Raw genomic sequence first — 23,665 nt, forward strand, 5'->3', positions numbered from 1 at the left:
AATTATATCGCTAAAAAAGCCTTTACAGATAGGTTTGTGCAACAAAGCCATTTAAATCTATAATGACATTATTTATATGAATTCATTCGCTATTTAAGTTCTCTACTATAGGGCAATGTTCAGTTGAATTCCAATAAAAAAAAGAGCCTGAATGATTTAGGCTCTTTTTATTTGCAGAATGAGTATTAACCAAAGCGTTTTGGAATTTTCTGTCCATTAGGTATAGGGGTTTCAGCATTTTTTAATACACCGAATAACCAGGTTTCAGCATGCTGTACGGCAGTCTTGAGCTGATCGCCTAATGCTAAACGACCGGCAATGAAACTGGCCAGTGAACAGCCTGAACCATGATATTCACCCTCCAGACGAGCACAACGGGTCTGGTTCACCAGTTCACCCTGAATATATAAACTGTTCTGGATATAATCGGGAGTATCCTCATGACCTCCTTTGACCAGTATAGCTTTGGCACCCATGGCAAACAGTTTTTGTGTCGCAAGTTCCAGATCCTGCTCACCTGTCAGTGCACGCAATTCCACTGTGTTCGGTGTAATAATAGTTGCATGAGGGATCAATTGGGTAAAAGCCTTGACCAAGGTTGCCTGATTTCCCAATGAGCCACCACTGTTCGCGACAAGTACCGGATCAAGCACATAAAAATATTCAGGATGCTCAGCAAGAAACTCGGCTAGGGCTGCAATATTGTCGGTAGTACCAAGCATGCCGGATTTGACACCACAGATGGGCAAGTCACCGACTACCGCATGAGCTTGTGCAAGCAATAGGCTTTTTGATGTCGCTTCAAAGCCAAATACCTGTTGAGAGTTCTGAATGGTAAGGGCGGTACAGGCTATCGCAGCATGAGCCCCGCTTTGGCCAATAGCTTCAATATCAGCCTGGAGACCTGCTCCACCTGAAGGATCCAAACCTGAAAAGCATAGTACGGTAGGGCGCAAAACGATGTCCTTAAACTCTAGATTTGCGTTAGTATAGGCAAAATTTCATGAACACTCGATACCCATTTGCATCGAAGTAACCGGAGGACTGTGGTGATTCAGAATATTCTGATTGATCTGGATGGAACCTTAACTGATCCTAAAGTAGGGATTACCACTTCAGCACGTTATGGCTTGGAAAAAATTGGTCATCCTATTCATCCTGATACCAATATTGACTGGATTATTGGACCACCGCTTAAAGCCTCACTCGCTAAAATTCTGAACGTTGCAAGCAATCACGTGCTGGCAGAGCAGGCACTAGAAGCCTATCGGGAACGTTTTGCAGTCACCGGACTGTATGAAAATAAAGTCTTTCCTGAGGTGGCTGAAACTTTAGCTGAACTCAAACGCCATGGATATCGACTATTTCTTGCGACTGCTAAACCCACCGTTTATGCACGACAGATTCTTGAACACTTTGAGCTAGATCAATATTTTGAAGGCATTTATGGCAGTGAGCTAAATGGTGATCGTACCAACAAAAGCGACCTGATCGAATACATTTTGCAGCAAGAGCAGTTAGATCCAGCTACTTGTATTATGGTGGGAGATCGTGAGCATGACATTTTTGGTGCTAGACATAATGGGATAGAAAGTATTGCAGTCACTTATGGCTATGGTTCGCCAGAAGAATTTGCTCAAGCTGAGCCCAAATTTCAGATTCAACGCTTTAATGAAATTTTTGATTGTCTAGGTAAATAATTTTTATATTTTAAAATTTCTTCCCTTTAGATATTTAAAATAATTTCGATTTATATTTTATGAATCGAGATTATTTTTCAGTTATTTAATTAACATATTTATATAAAGAGTAAATTAAATTATCAACTTATTATATTAAATTTAAGCTATTAAATAGTGGATTAATAACCTGGTTATAAATTTGTAATTTATGTGTTAAATCAAGTAACTTATTTGTTGTTAAGTGTAATTAATTTACAAATATACAATTAACTGGATATAAAAACTTATAATTTAATATAAATTATTGAAATAAATAATAATAAAATTAATATAAATTTTTTAATATCATTCATCAATAAATTGTATATAAATATAAATCAATAGTTTGCATTATATTAATTAATAAAATTAAACTTCAATTTAAAATTACTACATAATAATGATAAAATCTTACTTATTTTATGGTTTTAACTTGAAATTACTCCTGCTATGAAGAGCTGGTTGGAAATTATAAACGGCACGACTCATCATAAGAATATTCAGGAGTTTCTTTCATGGCTAGCATTGATATATTGGCTAAGAATAATGGACAAATTATTCAAAGTTTAAATACCAATTCGGTTGTATTAAATCAAAATTCCGTAGTTAAAATTGGCGTCAAAATAGACGATGTTGCCAATATTCTAAGAGAAGGAAATGCGGCAGTTATCACACTTAAAAACGGTGAAAAAATTGTTGTAGAAAATTATTTCGACCCCGCGGTGAATGAAAGTTTACTTGTTTTTGAAGGGAATAATGGCGAGCTGTACTGGGCGGAATTTACCGACAGTTCAGGTCAAATGCTGGATGTAGTTAAATACAACCCCATCACTGAAGAGGCTCTCTTGGGAGGAGGGGCAACTGACTTACTACCTTGGATTGGTGGAGCATTAGCTGTTGGGGGAATTGCAGCTGCGGTAGGTGGATCGGGTGGTTCGAGTAGTTCAAATAATTCTACACCACAAAATCCAGCGGATAATGCTGAAAAGCTAGTATCTCAAGCTGAAACAACCTATCAGAATGCATTAGAAATACTAGAACAAGCACAACAAGATGGCCTAATTACCCCTGAAGAACAACAAGCAGTTCAAGATGCAATTGATGCAGCCGCGGAAGCCAAGAACGAAGCACAGGATGCAGTTAATGTATTACCGGATGGTGCTGACAAAGACGATCTGCAAGATCGCTTGGATGCCATCAATGATCCAATCACGTTACCACCAGTGAATGATGCTGATGGTAATGGTATTGATGATGAGGTTGATACCCAGATAGATGCAGTTGAAGGTCTGGTTGTAGCGGCAGAGCAGGCATATCAAAATGCAGTAGATGCGTTGGAAGTAGCTGAATCAAATAACTTAATCACTCCAACAGAACAAGCAGCACTAGAAGATGCACTTGAGGCAGCTCAACAAGCCAAAGCAGATGCACAAGCAGCAGTTAATGCGCTTCCAGCAGAAGTTCAAGAAGCGATAGATGGCTTCCAAGATCGTCTCGATGCCTTGACTGATATTACGATTCCAGCGATCAATGATGCTAATGAAAACGGCATCGATGATAGTACCGAAGACCCATTAGATCTCGCCAATGACTTGGTTGATGCAGCTGAAGCAGCCTATCAGTCAGCTGAAGAGGTACTGGGAGATGCTAATGCAGATGGTCTGATCACTCCAGAAGAACAAACGGCATTAGAAGATACCTTAAAAGATGCACAAGATGCGAAAGATCTGGCACAAGATGCGGTAAATGCATTGCCGGCTGGTACTGATAGAGAAGATCTACAAGATCGTCTGGATGACCTTGTCGATATCGTAGTTCCACCGGTGAATGATGCCAATGAAAATGGCATTGATGATGGAGATCTTGAAGGAGAAGCAGCTGCCGAATTGGTTGCAGCAGCAGAAGCAGCACGTGCTGAACAACAAGAGATCTTGGATGGTCTTACAGATGCAGATGACAATGGTCTGATTACACCAGAAGAATATGCACAGGCTGAAGAAAGGTTAGAAGAACTGCAAGGGATCGTAGATGCAGCGAAAGGACTTGCTCGAAACGCTGTGACAGAACTAGAGGATGGTCCTGCAAAANGACACATTACAAGCCCGTCTGGATGCGATTGAGGATTTAGAGATTCCAGCGGTCAATGATGCCAATAACAACGGTGTAGATGATGTAATAGAGGCAGAAGGCGCTGTTGTTGCAGCAGAAGCACTGTATGCTGAAAAACAGGCTGATCTGTATGAATTGGCAGATGCAAATGGCAATGGTGTGATCACACCGGAAGAATATGAAACCGCTCTGGTGGAATTACAGGACGAACTGGCTATAGCTCAGGCAGAAGTAGATCAAGCCCGTGAAACTGCACGAGATCTGGTAGATTTATTACCTGCTGGAGAGATAAAAAGTGACCTTCAATCTCGTTTGGATAATCTAGATCTTGCAATTCCCGCAGTAAATGATGCGGATGATGATGGAATTCCAGACAATTTTGATGCTATTGCAGTAGATGATCAAAGAGATGTAGAGGTTAATGTTAGCCCTATAATTACTGCAAATGTTGCTCAGGGTTCTGGCACTGTAGTTGCCACTGTAGGATTAGTTGAGCTGGATTTAAATGTACTGGGACGACCTGTAGTGAGCTTTAATGTTCAGGAGGGTCATGAACAGGATGTCACATTTAATGTTACTACATTATTAGACCTTAGCTTGTTTGGTAATCCAACTATCATTTTACAAAAATTGGAAAATGGTGTGTGGACGAGTGTTGATTCTAGTGCCCAAGGTGCAACCTTAATTAATCTCGATATCTTGACGGACGGTTTCCGAGCAACAGCTGAAGGCTTAGACGCAGGCGAATATCGTGTTTATCTGGCATCTACTAGCGTGTTAACAGTTAGTTTATTAACACGAGTAACAGCTACTGCTACAGATTATGATTATACCCAAATTGGTTCAGTAACTGCTTCAGAGATACAGGGTAATGTATTTGAAGATACAAACTATCTGGCAGGAAAAGATACCATTACTGTGAATACAAAGGTTATTCGTATTGAAGTAAATGGTGAAACAATAGAAATACCAGAAAATGAGTCCGTAACTATTCTAGGTAATTATGGTCAATTAGTAATTAGTTCAAGCGGTCAATATACTTATACTCTAACTACACCAAACGTATCGGATATCGGTCAGCAAGACGTCTTTATTTACACCATTAGTGATCGTAATGATACAGATCCTTCCAATAATACAGCTAATTTAACTTTCAACATTATAAGTCCGGATATAAGTGGTAATGTGAATGCTCAAGATGATAATTTCGATATTGATGTAAATATATCTAAACAGATCGACTTTATTGATCATGAGCTTGTGAGTACTGCACAAGCGGCAAGAAGTACACAACTGACTGAAGCTTCAGATTCAATAACCTTTATTTTAGGTGATTTAAATAATGGAGTAATACAAATCTCAAGTGGATATGTTGCGACAGCAGGTGCTAATACCACAGTTACCTATACTCTGTATCGAGATGACGTACCAGTGGAAGGTTATACAAATCTATCAAAAACTGCTTCTCATACACTTGGAGTGATTGCTGCAGAAACTCTAGCAACCATTAATTTATCAGACCCAAATCTGTTACCAGGTAATTATAGACTTGAATATACGGTAACTAAAGCTGCTCGCTCTACTATAACAGGTGCAGCAACTTCCGCAGCTCCGGTAACTATCACTCTGGATGGTTCATCTTTCGTTATTGGTGAGAATACTGATGCAAGTAAATCACAGTCGATCGTGACAGGTAATTTATATGCTGATAATGGTTTAGGAGCAGATAGTTTAGATGGCTATGCTACTAAATTAAAATTTGGTGCAACTCAGATTAGCCTTAATGAGACAACAATTATTGAAACAGCTCAAGGTACTTTGATAGTTTCTGGTAATGGCGATTATATCTATACAGCAAAACCAGTGTCGAATGTAAATAGCATTACACCAGATCAGATCGAGTATGAGCTAGTCAGCCCGAATGGAGCAACTGATACGGCTACAGTTAGCTTCAATCCTATTATAAATACTGAAGGTACTGTTGCTATAAGTACGACGGAAAATGATGTCTTCAATACAGGCACAGGTGCTGATACAGTTATATATGACTTGTTATCAGGTTCGGCATTAACTAGTACGAATGCAGGTAATAATACAAGTATTTCTGGTAATGATGTATGGGCAGATTATAACTTTAATGAAGGTGATACGTTAGATTTACGTGGTTTATTTAAAGAACTAGATGAAGGAACGATTACTACTGAAAATGTGGGTGGTTATATTCGTCTAGAGCAAGATGGTAATAATGTAAAAGTAAGCGTAGATTTAGATGGTCCAAATCTGGTAGGTGGTAGTATCTATACTGGATTGATTATTCTGAATAATACGAACGTAACTTTGCAAGACCTGTTAGAAAATAATCAAATCATTTATTAAATAGTTTTTTGAAAAAAATCCCGCCTTATGCGGGATTTTTTTATTACTCATTCAATCTATTTCTCGGTTTTTCAACCAATCACCAATCATTAAAAAAATCTTTTAAATTCGACTATTTCCTCATATAAAAATTAAATTTTAGAAAAATAAAGTGATATTTCCGTTTGATTAAATTTCTATAATAGCTTGCTTATAAATATAAAACTTTTATAGTAACTTTTTATAAATTAAATATTTATTTTAAATATATTCATTATTTTGCTTATAATAAATAATCAACAGATATAAGGATTTGGTTCACATAACTAATACTTTTTATCTATAATTTAAAACGAAAAATTCAAAAAGGTGTACTATATTCATCTTGAACGTGTGATTAAGGCGACACATTTAATGTCTATCTCCCAATTATCCAAGGCTGTATATACATGCTTGGCTGCTTTGCTATTGGCAAATACTGCTACTCATGCTGCGGATGGACTTAGTACAGAAAATCCATGGATGTTAGGCGACTGGAATGGTCAGCGTACTCAACTTCAACAACAAGGTTATGATTTCAGTTTTGGTTATACCGGTGAAGTAGCAACACTCATTGATGCTAAAAACTCATCTGATCACGGTACTGAATACGCCGACCAGTTCGCAATCGGGGCCCATCTGGATCTGGAAAAAATTGCAGGATGGAAAGATACCGAAGCACAAATTACGGTGACTCAGCGTAACGGTCGTAACTTATCCAATACTGCTGAAGCGCTTGATGGACACTTAAGCTCGATGCAGGAAGTATGGGGACGTGGTCAAACCTGGCGTTTAACTGACTTGTGGATCAAGAAAAAATTCCTGGATCAGAAACTGGATGTCAAAGTTGGTCGCTTTGGTGAAGGTGAAGACTTTAACAGTTTTGATTGCGATTTCCAGAACCTGGCATTGTGTGGTTCACAGGTAGGCAACTGGGTCGGTGACCAATGGTATAACTGGCCAGTATCACAGTGGGCAGCACGTGTGAAATACAACGTCACACCTGAAATCTTTACCCAAGTGGGCGTCTATGAATATAACCCTGAGAATCTGGAACGTGGCAAAGGTTTTAACCTGAGCACAGACGGCTCTAAAGGCGCGATCATTCCGGCAGAAGTAGTGTGGACACCAAAACTCGGTGAGCGAAAACTTCCAGGGGAGTATCGTGCCGGGTATTACTACAGTACCGCAGATTCAAAAATTCTTGACGGTGTAACGCCTCAAGAGATCCAGACTAAAACAGACCATCATCAAGGTGGCTGGATTGTTGCCAAGCAACAATTGACGGCACAGCAAGACGATATATCTCGTGGTCTCAGCGCATTCGTAAATCTCACCCTTCATGATGCCAAAACCAATGAAAAGACTGATATGCAAAATATTGGCCTTGTGTATAAAGGCGCGATGGATGCCCGTCCACAGGATGAAATCGCTTTGGGTGTTGGCCGGATCAATATGAACAATGATGTATTGGGTAACCGTAGTGAAGAAGTCGATGCAGAAATCTATTACGGCATTCATGCCACGAACTGGCTAACCATCCGTCCAAACCTGCAATATGTCCATCATGTCGGCGCATATAAAGACGGTGAAAGCGTTTGGGTAGGCGGTATCAAGTTTAATACCTCCTTCTAAAAAGAGTTCTTAGTTGCAAATACATAATTGAATCTCCCATGACTTTGAGGCATTGATAAACAGATGCCTCAGGTATGTATTTATAACTAAGAACTTAACAATATGGTGCTCATGCATTCGAATTGCATGAGCGAAAAGAAATCTTATAAAGGTGTTCAATATGAATACTTCGTCTTCAGGTTCAGTACTGAAAACGGTTATGGCAGTCATTGCTGTTATTTTCGGTCTGGTACTACTGATCGGAGGGATTTACCTGGCAGTACTTGGTGGGTCTTGGTACTACATCATTGCCGGTATTTTCTTTATTGCGACCGCAGTGTTATTACATAAACAGAAAAGTACAGCACTGATCGTATATGCCGTGCTGATTTTAGGCACAGTGGTATGGGGGCTATGGGAAGTTGGTTCGGACTTCTTCGCACTCGCACCTCGTTTAGACATTTTAGGCCTGTTCGGTTTAGCACTTCTCATTCCAGCCGTGACGCGTGGTTTTGGGGAGACGAAAGGTGCCAAGATTGCACTCACCAGTACTTTGGCAATTACCGTTGCGGTAATGATCTATTCTGTATTTAATGACCCGCAAGAAATTCGTGGTGAGTTAAAATCACAGCAGCCTGCAGTGCATCAGTCTATTCCCGGTATTGCTGACGAAGACTGGCCAGCCTATGGCCGTACTCAATCTGGTCTACGTTATTCTCCATTGAAACAGATTACTGTTGATAACGTAAAAGATCTGGAGCTGGCTTGGGAATTTCATACCGGTGATGTAAAAACGGACAAAGATTCTGGTGAAACTACGAATCAGGTAACCCCGATTAAAGTGGGTAATAACCTGTTTATGTGTACCACTCACCAGTACCTGATTGCACTTGATCCTGCGACGGGTAAGGAAAAATGGCGTTTTGATCCTAAGCTGAAAGCGGACAATACCTTCCAGCATTTAACGTGCCGTGGAGTGTCTTATTACGATGCCAATAACACTACCGGTTTTGAAAGCAGTCTAGCTGCTCGTTCTACAACGTCTGCCGAATGTCCTCAGAAAGTAATCTTACCAGTGAATGACGGACGTTTGGTGGCGGTCAATGCAACTACAGGTAAGGTATGTTCCGACTTTGGTAATAACGGCGAAGTCGATCTGCAAAAAGACATGCCATTCCCATATCCAGGCGGTTATAACCCGACTTCACCTCCTGTGGTGACAGGTACAACCATTATCATCGCCGGTTCAACCACAGATAACTATTCAACTGAAGAACCTTCAGGTGTCATTCGTGGTTATGATGTAAATACTGGTGAATTGCTCTGGGTATTTGATACGGGTGCGGAAGATCCAAATGCGATTCCTGCTCCAGGGCAAAAGTTTGTACATAACTCACCAAATGCATGGGCACCTTTAGCTTATGATGCCAATCTGGATATTGTTTATGTACCTACAGGTGTCGGTACACCAGATATCTATGGTGGTCATCGTACTGAACTGGACGAGCGTTATGCCAATTCAATGCTGGCATTGAATGCCTCTACTGGTAAATTAGTCTGGAACTTCCAGACTACCCATCATGACCTATGGGATATGGACGTACCAGCTCAACCAACATTGACTGATATCAAAGATAAAAACGGGAATATGGTGCCAGCCATCTACGTGCTGACCAAGACTGGTAATGCCTTTGTATTAGACCGTCGTAATGGTGAAGCGATTATACCAATCACTGAGAAACCGGTGCCTCAATCTGTAAAACGTGGTCCACAAACCAAAGGTGAGTGGTATTCAAAAACTCAACCATTCTCTGACTTCAACCTGGCTCCTCAAGATAAATTGACGGATAAGGACATGTGGGGTGCCACCATGTTTGATCAGTTAATGTGTCGTGTATCGTTCAAAAAACTGAACTATGACGGTATTTATACACCACCCTCTGAAAACGGGACGCTGGTCTTCCCGGGTAACCTGGGGGTATTCGAATGGGGCGGTATGTCTGTGAACCCAGACCGTCAGATTGCATTGACCAACCCAATTGGTTTGCCATTTGTATCTCGTCTGATTCCGCAAGATCCGAACCGTAAGCAGACTGCCAAAGGTGCAGGTACTGAGGCGGGGGTACAGCCAATGTATGGGGTGCCGTATGGTGTTGAAATCAGTGCCTTCCTGTCTCCATTTGGCTTGCCATGTAAGCAGCCTGCATGGGGCTATGTGGCGGGTATAGATCTGACCACCCATGAAGTTGCCTGGAAACGCCGTATTGGTACGATTCGTGACAGTATGCCGGGTATTCCATTACCTCCATTTAAAATGGGTGTGCCAATGCTCGGTGGTCCAATTTCGACTGCGGGTAATGTGATGTTTGTTGGTGCAACTCAGGATAACTATATCCGTGCCATTAACGTAAACAATGGGGATGAGTTATGGAAAGGTCGTCTGCCAGCAGGTGGTCAAGCCACTCCAATGACTTATGAAGCCAACGGTAAACAGTACGTAGTAATTATGGCGGGTGGTCATGGTTCCTTCGGTACCAAAATGGGCGACTCTTTAGTGGCCTATGCATTACCAGACAACAAATAATGAAGTTTTGTAGTTAAGTAAAAAAGCCTGATTCGTCAGGCTTTTTTATGCAGAATACAGGCTGTTATAACAATGAATCTTAAGCAGCAAATCATGATTGGTCAGATGAGCATGTTTATAAACATGATGCACTGATCTCATGCTGCTGAGCATTCGAGATACAGCAAAAAACACTTTATAAATATTTTGGCTTCCATGACATGCATAGACGCCAGACTTCAGGAATATAAGTTATGTACCTTCATATAAGACGGTTACCGATGAAATCAACATTGTCCTACCTGATCGTCTGTATCAGTCAAGGCATTCATGCGGAAGAACCAGTGACGGAGATACAGCGACTGGCACCCATCGTGGTTGAAGCAACCCGTACTGACCGTACATTGCTAAACACCCCGGCTTCAGCTTATTACCTGAGTCAGAGTCAGCAAAATAGCCTGAATGTAAATCTCTCTGAAACCTTAAAAGGTGTACCAGGGTTGCAGCTGAATAACCGCGAAAATTACGCTCAGGATTTACAGATCTCAATGCGGGGCTTCGGCGCACGCTCGACTTTCGGTGTGCGAGGAGTACGTTTATATGTGGACGGTATTCCTGCGACTATGCCGGATGGGCAGGGGCAAACCTCGAATATTGACCTGAATAGTCTGGATCATATTGAAGTGCTGAGTGGTCCATTTTCCTCGCTATATGGTAATTCTTCTGGCGGAACCATCCTGACACAAAGCCGTGAAGGGCAAGGACCTGATTCAGTCACTTTAGGATATTCAGGTGGCAGTCAAAATAAAGGCCAAACCAATCTGGTGCTGCAAGGCGGTGCGGACAATGCTTCTGAGCCAAGTTATGTTATCAGTTCATCCTATTTTGATACGGACGGCTACCGTGACCACAGCAGTGCGCATAAAGTCCTGAATAATGCCAAGCTGACCTGGGAGCTGGACGATGGTTCTAAGATTAACTGGATCAACAACTATGTCAAAATTTCTGCCGATGACCCGGGTGGTTTAAACCGTGAGCAATGGCGAGAAAATCCTAAACAGGTTGCAAATAATGTGCTGCTTTATAACGCCCGAAAAGAGATTGAACAGTTTCAAACAGGTTTAACCTGGAACAAACCTATTGATGATCAGCATGAATTGTACGGTATGGCGTATTGGGGGCAGCGTGAGGTTACCCAATATCAGTCTATTCCTAAATGTAGATTTGAAAATAACATTTGTGTGCCAGATACTAGTCAATTAGCTGCTAAACATCCAGGTGGGGTAATTGATTTTGACCGTCAGTTTTATGGGACTGACTTGCGTTGGACAGGGCGAGAGATTCTGCCAAATACCAAACTGATTGCTGGTGTCGCCGTAGATGCCATGACCGAAGAGCGGAAAGGCTATCAAAATTTTGTGGGTAATACTTTAGGTGTTAAAGGTGAATTACGTCGTAATGAAGACAATACCTTATGGAATGCAGACCCTTATTTACAGATATCTTATAACTTTGTGCCAGACTGGACTTTAGACGCAGGCTTGCGTTATAGCAATGTGCATTTTAAATCTGATGATCATTACTTAAGTAATGGCGATAATTCAGGTAAAACCACTTATGAGAAATTACTGCCTTCAGCCGCGCTAAGCTGGCAGATTCTACCCGAATTGATGGCCTATACCAGCTATGCCCAAGGCTTTGAAACACCAACTTTTACAGAAATGGCCTATCCAGCGGATAACAGTAATAACAGCTTGAGCTTAAATGCGGCAGAAAGTGAAACTTATGAAATTGGCTTAAAGGCTGCTAATCGCTTCGGTGACTTTACTGCAGCCGCTTTCCAGACCCAGACTGAAAATGACATTGTGTCTGCAGGCAATGATAATGGTCGCTCTACTTTCCGTAATGCAGATAAAACCTTAAGAAAAGGGCTAGAACTTTCCTGGAGTAAAGACCTCTGGCGTGATCTCACTGCTCAAGCCAGTTATAGCTATATAGATGCAACTTTTGATGCAGATATTCCTGCAATTCTTAATGATGAAGGAGAGATTGTAGTATCTAGAGTGGCATCCGGTAACTACATTCCGGGTATTGCTAAAAATCAGGCTTTTCTTGGTTTAGGCTGGAAACCTGAAAATGGCTTAAATGCGGGTTTAGATGTACGTTATTCAGACCGTATTTATGTCAACGACATTAATTCACAGTATGCGCCAAGTTATACCATTGCCGGTGCCAGTGTTGGCTATAACTGGAATATGAAAGACTGGTCTGTCAAAACTTTTGCGCGTGTAGATAATTTGTTTGATAAAGACTATTCAGGTTCAGTCATCGTCAATGAAAGCAATGGTCGTTTCTATGAGCCGGCAGAAGGGCGAAACTGGAGTGCCGGATTGAGTATAACCAAAGCGTTTTAATTAAAATAATTTGTGGCTGCTCAATTTTCAAAATAAAAAATCCCGCTTCCTGAGCGGGATTTTTTTATATTTAAGCTTTGACCAGTTGATTTGAGATAAAACTAAATCGTTTTCTGATTCACTCGTTTTGATAATTCCTCGGCACTTTCCACCCGTTCAGAATATCGATCGGTGAGATAAGCAGACTGACCGCGAGTGAGCAGGGTGAACTTGTAGAGTTCTTCCATCACATCCACAATGCGGTTGTAATAAGGTGATGCTTTCATGCGCCCATCTTCCTCAAACTCAAGGAAAGCTTTGGGTACAGAAGACTGATTTGGAATGGTGATCATCCGCATCCAGCGTCCTAAAACACGCAACTGATTCACTGCATTAAAGGATTGTGAACCACCACAAACCTGCATCACGGCCAGTGTCTTGCCTTGAGTGGCACGAATTGCACCAGCTGCCAGAGGAATCCAGTCAATTTGGGCTTTTAAAATCGAACTCATCGAACCATGACGTTCCGGTGAACACCAGACCATGCCTTCTGACCAGGCCAAAAGCTCATGCAGTTCTTTTACCTTAGGATGATTCGTATCTGCATCTTCAGGTAAGGGTAATCCTTTGGGATGGAAGATTCTAACCTCGGCGCCAAAATATTCCAGTATCCGGCCGGCTTCCTGAACGGCGAGGCGACTGTAGGACCGTTCACGGTTTGAACCATATAGCAGCAGAATACGGGGTGGATGATCCAGTGCTTTGGCCTGAACTTTGTCCAGTGTCGGTGTTTCTAGCAGATTCACATTGATATTCGGGAGATCCATCGGGTTATGCCTCTTTAAACACTTTTTTTCTTAGCCATAATGAAAGGCTGACCAGCGCAATCAGAACTGGAACTTCAACCAGAGGGCCAATCAGGGTGGTGAATGCCACAGGGGAGGCGAGACCAAAAGTGGCAATCGCAACGGCCAGCGCCAGTTCAAAATTGTTTCCCGCTGCGGTAAAAGAAATGGCCGCAGTTTTAGGATAATCATTGCCCATCCACTTGCTCATAAAGAAGCTGATAAAGAACATCACCACGAAATAAATGGTCAAGGGAATGGCGATTCTGAGTACATCCAGTGGCAGGCTGACCACATCGCCGCCTTTAAGGCTAAACATGGCAACAATGGTAAACAACAGAGCCAGCAGGCTGAGCGGGCTGATTTTTGGAATAAACTGCGTTTGATACCATGCCAGACCTTTTTGCTTAACCAGAATCAGACGCGTCAAAAAGCCTAGCAAAAATGGAATGCCCAGATAAACCAGAACCGCGTGGGTAATCGTCCAGAAGCTGACATCAATCACCTGTGCTTCAACACCAAAATAAGGCGGCAAGAAGGTCAAAAACAGCCAGGCATAGCTACTGAAAAACAGGATCTGGAAAATACTGTTAAATGCCACCAGTCCGGCCACATACTGATTATCGCCGCACGCCAGACCATTCCAGACCAGCACCATGGCAATACAACGCGCCAAGCCGATCAGGATGACACCCGTCATATATTCAGGATAGGATTGCAGAAAAATCAGCGCCAATGCAAACATCAGGCAGGGTGCAATCAGCCAGTTTTGAAGCAGAGACAGGGTGAGCGTGCGTTTATCCTTAAATACCTGCGGCAAGGTGGCATAGTCCACTTTGGCAAGTGGCGGATACATCATGATAATCAGACCGATGGCAATCGGAATACTGACCGAATCAATACTCATCCGGTCTAAAGCAATCGACGCCTGAGGAAAGAAAACCCCAATCCCGATCCCCAGCAGCATGGCGATAAAAATCCAGAGGGTCAGATTTTTATCTAAAAATGACATTTTTGAAGCAGACATGATATTGGACTCAGGATACTTCGCAAGGTGTTGAAATAGTAGATTTTAATTTTTGAATTTCCGGATCTTGTGCGATGACTTTTAATATTTCATTTGCCCAGACCGGCAAATCCGGATTTAAACGGTAATAAACCCATTGCCCTTGGCGTTGATCCAGCAACACACCCAGATTTCTCAATAAAGCCAGATGACGGGAAATTTTAGGCTGGCTTAGATTTAATTGTTCTGTGAATTCACAGACGCAGACATTCTGTTTGGCCATGACCAGCTTTAAAATATCTAAACGTGTTGAATCGGCAAGACATTTGAAAAAATCGGTCTGATGCATCGCGATATCCTGATATATTTATTATTGCGAATATACGGATATCCATATATAAAAGCAATATTGTTTCTGTATTGAGAAAAGTCATGTCGCAAAAGATCAAGATTTATCATAATCCCGAATGTGGAACCTCCCGAAATACTTTGGCCTTGATCCGTAATACCGGTGAGGAACCACAGGTGATTGAATATCTGAAAACACCACCGACCAAAGAAGAGCTGATTCAGTTAATCCAGGATGCGGGTCTGTCGGTACGTGAAGCGATTCGTAAAAATGTGAAGCCGTATGAAGAACTCAATTTGGAAAGCAGTGATTGGACAGATCATCAACTGATTGATTTCATGCTGCAACATCCGATTTTAATTAATCGTCCATTTGTGGTGACTGAACTGGGTGTGAGATTGTGTCGACCATCAGAAGTTGTTTTAGATATTCTTTCCGCTCCGCAGCGCGCAGCTTTTAGCAAGGAAGACGGGGAAATGATCATTGATGAAGCAGGGAAGAGATTGAAATAAATCGCGGGATTTAAAGTCGATCGCTCAGATCACAAAAAAGCCACCGCAAGGGTGGCTTTTTATTTAAAGCTAAAATGACAGATATCGGGTCATTTTAAGCTAAGCCTTACCAGCTTAACGCACCGCCAGTCTGATAATCCGTAACACGCGTCTCGAAGAAATTCTTTTCTTTACGCAAGTCCATCATCTCTGACATCCACTGGAACGGGTTGTTCACACCAGCGAACTGTTCAGGCAAGCCCAACTGTGCCAGTCGACGGTTCGCAATGAACTTTAGGTATTCTTCCATCATGCCAGCATTCATACCTAATACACCGCGTGGCATCGTGTCACGTGCGTATTCGATTTCTAGCATGGTACCTTCAAGAATCATCTGGATGATTTCTTCCTGGAACTCAGTGGTCCATAAACCCGGGTTTTCGATCTTGATCTGGTTGATCATATCGATACCGAAGTTCAGGTGCATTGATTCATCACGCAGGATGTACTGGAATTGCTCGGCAACACCATTCATCTTGTTACGACGACCCATCGACAGAATCTGGCTGAAACCGCAGTAGAAGAAGATCCCTTCAAGTACACAGTAGAACGCGATCAGGTTGCGAAGCAAAATCTGGTCGTTTTCAGGCGTTCCAGTTTTAAATGTTGGATCGCTTAACTGTTGCGTATATTTCAAGCCCCACGCCGCTTTACGTGCAACTGACGGTACTTCGCGGTACATGTTGAAGACTTCGCCTTCATCCATACCTAAAGATTCGATACAGTATTGGTACGCATGCGTGTGAATCGCTTCTTCAAATGCCTGACGCAGGATATATTGACGGCATTCAGGGTTGGTAATGTGACGGTAAATCGCCAGTACCAGGTTGTTTGCAACTAGTGAATCCGCAGTCGAGAAGAAACCAAGTGAACGCATCACGATGGTACGTTCATCTTCAGTCAAGCCATTTTCAGACTTCCATAGCGCGATGTCGTGGTTCATATTCACTTCTTGCGGCATCCAGTGGTTTGCACAACCGTCCAGATATTTCTGCCAAGCCCATTCGTATTTGAATGGAACAAGCTGGTTCAAGTCCGCACGACAGTTAATCATTGCCTTGTCGTCAACTTGTACACGTTGCGCGCCCATTTCAAGCTCTTCCAAGCCTGGAGCAACATCAAGCTGCTCTAGGGAAGCAGATGCTCTTGCCAGCGAATCGGTTGGATTTGATCCTCGGTTTTGAGTGGCTCTAAGGGGTTGTACAGCTGCCACATCCGACGATGTGTTGCTTGCATCAGGTACCACCTGTGAATTAGACGCTTTTTGCGGCTCGACGGGCGCAGGCTGCTGTGTTTGTGCAGCTGGTTTTTGCGAATCATCTTCGAAATCGTCCCAACTTAAGATAGACATATCAGTTCTCTCTTCGATGCTTATATCTTTTATTAGACATTCAGCCTCGCTGAAATGTCCTACTATACGCTCAATTTATGTAAGCAAAATTAAGTTTTGTCGATGACTGCTCTGCTTTTGTACGGAAGAGCAAAAATCCCCACTACTTATTTTGCTTGCGCGATTTATGAGCCTTTAACCAAAAATAGGCAATTGGCAAATAAAAGGTAAGTACAAAGGAAACGACCAGTGCCACAAGTCCTAACAGGTAATTGTGAGTCATATGCGGCATGGTGGTTTCCTTTTATTGGTATCAAGCTGAATTAGTTTGATGCTGCTTCAGCCAGTCCCAAATATCTTTATTTAACCAACCTTGTCGATTGGTTGAAGTTTCTATGACTAATAAAGAGTCATTGTTGTCCATATGTTTTTTAAGTCTTTCTGATACTGCAGAAGCATTACCATTAGAGCAAACGGACCAATATGAATCCATTACCTTGCAATAACCATTGAAACTTTTAATTTCAGCGATTAAATCTTTGTAATTTTGACCTGCTTTATTTAAGTCATAACTTACAGAATAAACTGTCATTTTGCTTTACCTCGCATATATGTTGGACAGTTTTACTTAAAAGTCCTTGACGATATTGCGAGATCAGGCGATTATTTACCTGCTTTTTGCGAAGCAATATGTCGAAGAACTCGCTTCTTAGACTAGAAAGGGGATCTGTAGGAAGATTCCCTTTTTTTATGTCTAAAATTTGTCTCTTGGGTTTAGTAGTAGGAATTACTTTACCTTCGAGTTGAATTAACTATTTAAATAATTAATCCAAAATTTTTAATCCCCCTAAATCCCCCTTTATAAAAGGGGGAATTTCTCCCTCCTTTATTAAAGGAGGGTCGGGGAGGATTTAAAACCTGTCAGATTACTGACAAGCCTCACAATCAGGGTTGTCAATTGAACATGCCATTGGTACTGGTGCTGCATTTGCAAAACCTTCTTCCTCAGCAGGAACTTCAGGTTTTGCTTCAACTGCTGGAGCGACTGCCGCAACAGGCGCTGCAGTTGCAGTCGCTTTAACAGCATTTAGTGCGCCAGTATTAATCGTTGATTTCTCAGCAGAAGTCGCACCCAATGCACGTAGGTAATAAGTTGTCTTAAGACCACGTAACCAAGCCATCTTGTAAGTGATGTCCAGTTTCTTACCGTTTGCACCAGCGATGTAAAGGTTCAGAGACTGAGCCTGGTCGATCCATTTTTGACGACGTGAAGCAGCATCTACGATCCAGCGAGTTTCAACTTCAAATGCAGTCGCGAAGATCGCTTTTAGCTCTTCAGGAATACGGGAAATCTTCTGCACAGAACCTTCGAAATGTTTCAGGTCGTTGACCATGACTGCATCCCAAAGACCACGTTCTTTCAACGCACGTACCAGGTATGGGTTAATCACGGTGAATTCACCAGACAGGTTCGATTTCACATACAGGTTCTGGAAGGTTGGCTCGATTGATTGAGACACGCCACAAATATTTGAAATTGTTGCAGTCGGAGCAATCGCCATCACATTCGAGTTACGCATACCGTCTTTTTGAACTTTGGCACGTAAAGTATCCCAGTCCAGACGTTGTGTACGGTCCACTTCGAACATGCGTTCTGGACGAGTTTTCGCAACCAGGTCAAGTGAGTCGATTGGTAAAATACCTTGATCCCACAATGAACCTTTGAATGTTTCATACGTACCACGTTCAACAGCAAGATCACTTGAAGTTGAAATCGCGTAGTAAGAAATCACTTCCATTGATTCATCAGCAAACTCAACCGCAGCATCAGAACCATAAGCAAGGTTCATTTCGTATAGCGCATCCTGGAAGCCCATGATACCCATACCAACTGGACGGTGTTTCAGGTTTGAATTACGTGCTTGAGGAACAGCGTAGTAGTTAATGTCAATCACGTTGTCCAGCATACGAACCGCAGTTTTAACTGTACGTGCCAGTTTTTCACGATCAAGTACACCGCCTTGAACGTGTTGTACCAGGTTGATCGAACCCAGGTTACATACCGCGATTTCTTCTTTGCTGGTGTTCAGCGTAATTTCTGTACATAGGTTAGAAGAGTGAACCACGCCTACGTGTTGCTGTGGTGAACGCAGGTTACATACGTCTTTGAATGTGATCCACGGGTGACCAGTTTCAAACAGCATCGACAGCATTTTGCGCCACAAATCTTTTGCACGGATTTTCTTGTGCAACATGTTTGTTTCTTTGGCAATGCTTTCGTAGTAAGCATAACGCTTAGCGAATTCTGCACCTGTTAAGTCATGTAGATCAGGTGTTTCAGAAGGCGTGAACAGTGTCCATTCCGCATCTTCGAATACACGTTGCATGAACAGGTCAGGAACCCAGTTCGCTGTGTTCATGTCATGCGTACGACGACGGTCATCACCGGTGTTCTTACGCAGTTCCAGGAATTCTTCGATGTCCAGGTGCCAAGTTTCAAGATAAGCACATACTGCACCTTTACGCTTACCACCTTGGTTTACTGCAACAGCTGTATCGTTCGCTACTTTCAGGAACGGAACCACACCTTGTGATTTACCATTTGTACCTTTGATGTATGAGTTCAGCGCACGAACTGGTGTCCAGTCATTCCCTAAACCGCCCGCCCATTTAGACAGCATTGCGTTATCACGCATCGCGCCATAGATGTCAAACAGGTCATCATCAATCGTAGTTAAGTAGCAGCTAGACAACTGTGGACGTAACGTACCTGAGTTAAACAGGGTCGGCGTCGATGCCATGTAGTCGAAACTAGATAACAGGTTATAGAACTCGATTGCACGCTCTTCACGGTTTTCTTCGTTCAGGGCCAAACCCATTGAAACACGCATAAAGAATAATTGTGGTAATTCGAAACGTACGCCATCCGAGTGGATGAAATAACGGTCAAATAATGTTTGCAGACCTAGATAAGTAAACTGGTTAGAGCGTTCTGGTTGAATCGCTGCAGCCAATTTAGTCAGGTCAAAGTTAAGAAGTTCAGGTGAAAGAAGTTCTAGCTCAATCCCTTTTTTCAGATAAGTTTCCAGCGCATCACCTTCATTGGTATCAGTGGATAGACCCAAGAAATCTAAACCGGTCGCCACCAGGTCATCACGCAACAGACGTGCAGTCACATAAGTATAGTTAGGTTCTTGCTCAATACGAGTACGAGTCGCCATCATCATTGTTGTAGAGATGTCAGACTCTTTTACGCCGTTATAAAGGTTTTTTACGGTCTCATCGACAATCGCCTGTACGTCGATCCCTTCAAGGCCTTCAGCAGCGCGAGTTACAGTCGCAGTCAATTCGCTTAAGTCAAGCGGTTTTAACTTGCCTTCTGCATCAGTCACTTGCAGTGTAGGGTGATGGTTGGCACCTAACTGTTTGCGTGCTTCAGAACGTTGTTCACGGTAGATGACATAGGCACGTGCAACTTTCTGTTCGCCAGTACGCATCAGCGCAAGTTCAACCTGATCCTGAATTTCTTCGATATGGATCGTGCCACCCGATGGTAAACGGCGTTTGAATGTATTCAGAACCATTTCCGTTAATTGTTCGATACGGTCGTGTATACGGCTCGAATCTGCACTTTGCTGGCCTTCTACTGCCAAAAATGCTTTTCCAATTGCAACAGAAATTTTTTCTGCATCAAAAGCGGCAACATCACCGGTGCGTTTAATCACCTGAAGTTGACCCGGAGTGGACGTGATTACGCTCATGTTAGCATAGCTCCATTGTCATCTATTTTTATGTTTATGGACCGTTTGAACTGGGCAAAAATCGTGCCACAGTGTTCGAGGAATAAACACAAGACCTAGTGGTTATAAAATCAATTGAACACAAGATACGGGAAAATTTAGGGTAGATCAATATTGACATTTTGCTAAATATTTTTCTCAATTTTTATTGATTCTTGCATAAGCCTTATCCGGCAAAGCATAGCATATCAAAGCTGGCAAAAAGTGCTTATAGATAACATTGTGGATAACTAAAAAGGCCTGAATCAACTAGTCACATTTTGTTCAGATTTAGCTGTAATCGATGCAAATAAGCCGATAAACGGTAGTTAAATGCACATTCGAGTGAAATGTGCACGATAAAATATTACAAAATGCTACTTTGATGTATTGGTTTGGTGAACGCTATCTTGTTTACAATGTAAACGTGTGTATATTGCAAGCATATTAAAAACGTATCTATTGGATTTCAAAAGGATACGTCCGTAGCATACGTCCATCAAATAAAGGGGCAACACATGAGCCAAGAAGAAAAGTTACCTAAAATTCTAATTGTTGAAGATGATGAGCGTCTTGCTCGTTTAACACAAGAATACCTCATCCGTAATGGTCTTGAGGTTGGGGTAGAGCCGGATGGCAACCGTGCTATTCGTCGTATTATTGCTGAGCAACCAGACATGGTGGTTCTAGATGTCATGTTGCCAGGTGCTGATGGTTTGACCATCTGTCGTGAAGTTCGTCCACATTATCATCAACCGATTTTAATGCTGACTGCACGTACTGAAGATATGGATCAGGTCTTAGGTCTGGAAATGGGTGCAGACGACTATGTCGCTAAACCGGTTCAGCCGCGTGTCCTGCTGGCTCGTATTCGTGCTTTATTACGCCGTACCGACAAAGTGCCTGAGGATGAAGTGGCTCAGCGCATCGAATTTGATGACCTGGTCATCGACAATGGTGGTCGTTCAGTGACCTTGAATGGTGAGCTGGTTGACTTTACCAGTGCAGAATATGACCTGTTGTGGCTGCTGGCTTCAAATGCGGGTCGCATCTTGTCACGTGAAGATATCTTTGAGCGTTTACGCGGCATCGAATATGACGGCCAAGACCGTTCAATTGATGTGCGTATCTCACGCATTCGTCCAAAGATTGGTGACGATCCTGAAAATCCAAAACGTATTAAAACAGTACGTAGTAAAGGTTATCTATTCGTCAAAGAAACTAACGGTATCTAATCGGTGCCTTTAGCCGCCTGAATAAACAGGATAATTAATAGGTGTTTAAACACAGTATATTTTTGCGGATATACGCAGGCCTGGTAATGCTTGTGGTCCTGGTGGCAGTATTCAGCTATCTGCTGGTACAGATCATCAACTACCAGCGTGCGCAGGAGTATCGTGAATCCCTGACTGATGGTATGGCGTATATCATCAGTGAGGGGGTTGCGAGACAGCCTAATCTGCAGCAAAAGATGGATTGGGTTTCAGATGCGTCTGATCTGCTGGAATTACCGATCTACTATGTCGAATCCAGTAAAGTGGATATTACCCGGGCGGAAGGTCGACGTCTGGCTAACCGTAAGGCAGTCGTGCGTTGGGATGCCAAAACCGGGGTAGCTTATATTGTCATCGGGCTACGTGATGATCCAAGTCATTATCTTTATATTAAGGCGGATAATATTACTGAACGTCAGATGAAGGCTTTACCGGTCTTTATTCTGGATTATCTGGTGTACTACCCAGGTCAGGAAAAAGAATACCTGAAGCGAATTCAGGACTATTTCTCTTATCCAATCTCGATCGAAAATGTCCAGAGCCTGCCACTAGATTCCGAGCAGATTGGACGTTTGCGTCTAGATCACAGCATTATTCTATATCGTGATAGTGCCTCAATTCGCGGTACTACAATTTCGATCATTTCTCCTATTCCTAGCTCGACGTCTGAAGTGCTGGTAATGGGGCCAGTGCCATTATTTAACTGGATGCCATTCCAGTTGGCAGCCGGGATTACCTTGCTGAGTATGTTTGTGCTGAGTCTGGGGGTATATGGTTTGCTGGTGCCGATGCAACGTAAGCTGCGTGAAGTTAGCTATGCCTTGAACAAGATGAAGTCCGGTAACATGTCGGTACGACTGGCGATAGATGGTAAGGATGAAATGGCATTATTGGCATCCAGCTATAACGCCATGTCAGATCATATTCAGCGTCTGATCGAAGCTCAGCGTGAGTTGATGCGTGCAGTTTCACATGAACTGCGGACACCTGTTGCGCGGATCCGTTTTGCCATGGAAATGCTGGCAGATGAAGATGACTATGAATATCGTTTGCAACAGATGGAACAGATCGATAAAGACATCGAGGCCTTGAACAAGCTGATTGATGAGATCATGACCTATGCCAAACTGGAGCAGGGTACACCTTCCCTTGATTTCGAGAAGATTAATCTGCATGAAATGCTGGATCAGGTTGTAGCTGAAACTGAAGCGCTAAAAACTGGCAAGAAAATCGAACTGCATCAGGTGCCGATGGATATCGAGGTTGAAGCTGAGCGTCGTTATCTACATCGTGTGGTACAAAATCTGGTCGGGAATGCTGTGCGCTATTGTGATGAAAGAATCATGATTAGCGGTGGTATTGATGCCAATCAACAGGCTTATATCTGTGTAGAAGATGATGGTGCGGGGATTCCGGAAGCTGACCGTGCTCGTATCTTTGAAGCTTTTGCTCGACTGGATGATAGTCGTACCCGTGCTTCAGGGGGGTATGGTTTGGGCTTGTCTATTGTCAGCCGGATTGCCTACTGGTTTGGTGGAGAGATTCAGGTCGATCAAAGTCCGACACTGGGTGGTGCACGCTTTACCATGAGCTGGCCAGCTCAACGTTATAAGAAGAAATCCCGCTTTAAGGCTGTTGAAGAGCATAAAGAAGACCTGGATTCCTTATAAAAAGGTGTCTGTGGATTATAAAAAAAACGATGCATCCGCATCGTTTTTTTATTGAGGCTAATTAATG

Annotated in this window: 16 protein-coding genes; 9 read left to right on the forward strand and 7 right to left on the reverse strand. The window is 42.6% G+C overall.

The window, feature by feature from the left end; translation table 11 throughout:
- Positions 1–185 precede the first annotated feature (185 nt).
- Positions 186–956, reverse strand: a complete 771-nt coding sequence (locus C8322_RS02930; protein WP_108675454.1) for a hydroxymethylpyrimidine/phosphomethylpyrimidine kinase — start codon at positions 954–956, stop codon at positions 186–188.
- A 93-nt stretch (positions 957–1,049) separates the two neighbouring features.
- On the opposite strand from C8322_RS02930, the gene C8322_RS02935 reads away from it, so the two are divergent.
- From C8322_RS02935 to C8322_RS02960, 6 genes are all read left to right on the forward strand, one after another.
- Positions 1,050–1,700 (forward strand): HAD-IA family hydrolase, encoded by a 651-nt coding sequence (locus C8322_RS02935; RefSeq protein WP_108676005.1) that lies wholly within the window; start codon positions 1,050–1,052, stop codon positions 1,698–1,700.
- 536 nt (positions 1,701–2,236) lie between these two features.
- Positions 2,237–3,841: a GA-like domain-containing protein gene (locus C8322_RS02940; protein WP_111810369.1), complete on the forward strand. Its 1,605-nt coding sequence runs from the start codon at positions 2,237–2,239 to the stop codon at positions 3,839–3,841.
- Complete coding sequence (locus tag C8322_RS02945; protein ID WP_111810370.1) at positions 3,795–6,206, forward strand: BapA/Bap/LapF family large adhesin; 2,412 nt, start codon at positions 3,795–3,797, stop codon at positions 6,204–6,206. The genes C8322_RS02940 and C8322_RS02945 overlap by 47 nt, the downstream gene beginning before the upstream one ends.
- Positions 6,207–6,599: 393 nt before the next feature.
- Positions 6,600–7,859 carry a carbohydrate porin gene (locus C8322_RS02950; protein WP_004891634.1) on the forward strand — a complete coding sequence of 420 codons (1,260 nt, stop codon included), beginning with the start codon at positions 6,600–6,602 and terminating at the stop codon, positions 7,857–7,859.
- Positions 7,860–8,019: 160 nt separating this feature from the next.
- Entirely contained in the window at positions 8,020–10,422 is a 2,403-nt protein-coding gene (locus C8322_RS02955) for a glucose/quinate/shikimate family membrane-bound PQQ-dependent dehydrogenase (RefSeq protein WP_004891636.1), read from the forward strand.
- A 233-nt stretch (positions 10,423–10,655) separates the two neighbouring features.
- Positions 10,656–12,815 carry a TonB-dependent receptor gene (locus tag C8322_RS02960; RefSeq protein ID WP_004891639.1) on the forward strand — a complete coding sequence of 720 codons (2,160 nt, stop codon included), beginning with the start codon at positions 10,656–10,658 and terminating at the stop codon, positions 12,813–12,815.
- A 101-nt stretch (positions 12,816–12,916) separates the two neighbouring features.
- Here C8322_RS02960 and arsH read toward each other — a convergent pair whose 3' ends face one another.
- From arsH to C8322_RS02975, 3 genes are read right to left on the reverse strand one after another with little or no spacing between them, the layout of a single operon-like run.
- A complete protein-coding gene (arsH, locus tag C8322_RS02965; RefSeq protein ID WP_004891642.1) occupies positions 12,917–13,621 on the reverse strand; it encodes an arsenical resistance protein ArsH in 705 nt (234 codons plus the stop codon).
- Between the two features lie 4 nt (positions 13,622–13,625).
- Complete coding sequence (gene arsB / locus C8322_RS02970) at positions 13,626–14,666, reverse strand: ACR3 family arsenite efflux transporter (protein ID WP_111810371.1); 1,041 nt, start codon at positions 14,664–14,666, stop codon at positions 13,626–13,628.
- A 10-nt stretch (positions 14,667–14,676) separates the two neighbouring features.
- Positions 14,677–14,994 carry a metalloregulator ArsR/SmtB family transcription factor gene (locus C8322_RS02975; protein ID WP_076754102.1) on the reverse strand — a complete coding sequence of 106 codons (318 nt, stop codon included), beginning with the start codon at positions 14,992–14,994 and terminating at the stop codon, positions 14,677–14,679.
- 83 nt (positions 14,995–15,077) lie between these two features.
- On the opposite strand from C8322_RS02975, the gene arsC reads away from it, so the two are divergent.
- A complete protein-coding gene (gene arsC, locus C8322_RS02980; protein WP_076754100.1) occupies positions 15,078–15,506 on the forward strand; it encodes an arsenate reductase (glutaredoxin) in 429 nt (142 codons plus the stop codon).
- A gap of 106 nt (positions 15,507–15,612) precedes the next feature.
- Here arsC and C8322_RS02985 read toward each other — a convergent pair whose 3' ends face one another.
- From C8322_RS02985 to C8322_RS02995, 3 genes are all read right to left on the reverse strand, one after another.
- Complete coding sequence (locus C8322_RS02985) at positions 15,613–16,896, reverse strand: ribonucleotide-diphosphate reductase subunit beta (RefSeq protein WP_111810372.1); 1,284 nt, start codon at positions 16,894–16,896, stop codon at positions 15,613–15,615.
- 292 nt (positions 16,897–17,188) lie between these two features.
- On the reverse strand, positions 17,189–17,467 hold the full coding sequence (locus C8322_RS02990; RefSeq protein WP_004814665.1) for a hypothetical protein: 279 nt from the start codon (positions 17,465–17,467) through the stop codon (positions 17,189–17,191).
- Between the two features lie 334 nt (positions 17,468–17,801).
- On the reverse strand, positions 17,802–20,636 hold the full coding sequence (locus C8322_RS02995; protein WP_111810373.1) for a ribonucleoside-diphosphate reductase subunit alpha: 2,835 nt from the start codon (positions 20,634–20,636) through the stop codon (positions 17,802–17,804).
- A gap of 536 nt (positions 20,637–21,172) precedes the next feature.
- Between C8322_RS02995 and bfmR the strand changes: the two genes are divergently transcribed.
- Complete coding sequence (gene bfmR / locus C8322_RS03000) at positions 21,173–21,889, forward strand: response regulator transcription factor BfmR (RefSeq protein ID WP_004785097.1); 717 nt, start codon at positions 21,173–21,175, stop codon at positions 21,887–21,889.
- Between the two features lie 41 nt (positions 21,890–21,930).
- On the forward strand, positions 21,931–23,598 hold the full coding sequence (bfmS, locus tag C8322_RS03005) for a sensor histidine kinase BfmS (protein ID WP_171334343.1): 1,668 nt from the start codon (positions 21,931–21,933) through the stop codon (positions 23,596–23,598).
- Positions 23,599–23,665: the final 67 nt, after the last annotated feature.

This window comes from Acinetobacter sp. SM1B, from assembly GCF_003289665.1.
Classification (GTDB): Bacteria; Pseudomonadota; Gammaproteobacteria; order Pseudomonadales; family Moraxellaceae; genus Acinetobacter; species Acinetobacter schindleri.

Excerpts from the sequence above, each read along its gene's own strand:
- C8322_RS02985 (WP_111810372.1), bottom strand. The coding sequence starts at position 16,896 with ATGTCTATCTTAAGTTGGGACGATTTCGAAGATGATTCGCAAAAACCA.
- C8322_RS02960 (WP_004891639.1), top strand. The coding sequence starts at position 10,656 with ATGTACCTTCATATAAGACGGTTACCGATGAAATCAACATTGTCCTAC.
- bfmR (WP_004785097.1), top strand. The coding sequence starts at position 21,173 with ATGAGCCAAGAAGAAAAGTTACCTAAAATTCTAATTGTTGAAGATGAT.
- C8322_RS02990 (WP_004814665.1), bottom strand. The coding sequence starts at position 17,467 with ATGACAGTTTATTCTGTAAGTTATGACTTAAATAAAGCAGGTCAAAAT.
- C8322_RS02995 (WP_111810373.1), bottom strand. The coding sequence starts at position 20,636 with ATGAGCGTAATCACGTCCACTCCGGGTCAACTTCAGGTGATTAAACGC.
- arsH (WP_004891642.1), bottom strand. The coding sequence starts at position 13,621 with ATGGATCTCCCGAATATCAATGTGAATCTGCTAGAAACACCGACACTG.
- arsC (WP_076754100.1), top strand. The coding sequence starts at position 15,078 with ATGTCGCAAAAGATCAAGATTTATCATAATCCCGAATGTGGAACCTCC.
- arsB (WP_111810371.1), bottom strand. The coding sequence starts at position 14,666 with ATGTCTGCTTCAAAAATGTCATTTTTAGATAAAAATCTGACCCTCTGG.
- C8322_RS02955 (WP_004891636.1), top strand. The coding sequence starts at position 8,020 with ATGAATACTTCGTCTTCAGGTTCAGTACTGAAAACGGTTATGGCAGTC.
- C8322_RS02975 (WP_076754102.1), bottom strand. The coding sequence starts at position 14,994 with ATGCATCAGACCGATTTTTTCAAATGTCTTGCCGATTCAACACGTTTA.
- C8322_RS02950 (WP_004891634.1), top strand. The coding sequence starts at position 6,600 with ATGTCTATCTCCCAATTATCCAAGGCTGTATATACATGCTTGGCTGCT.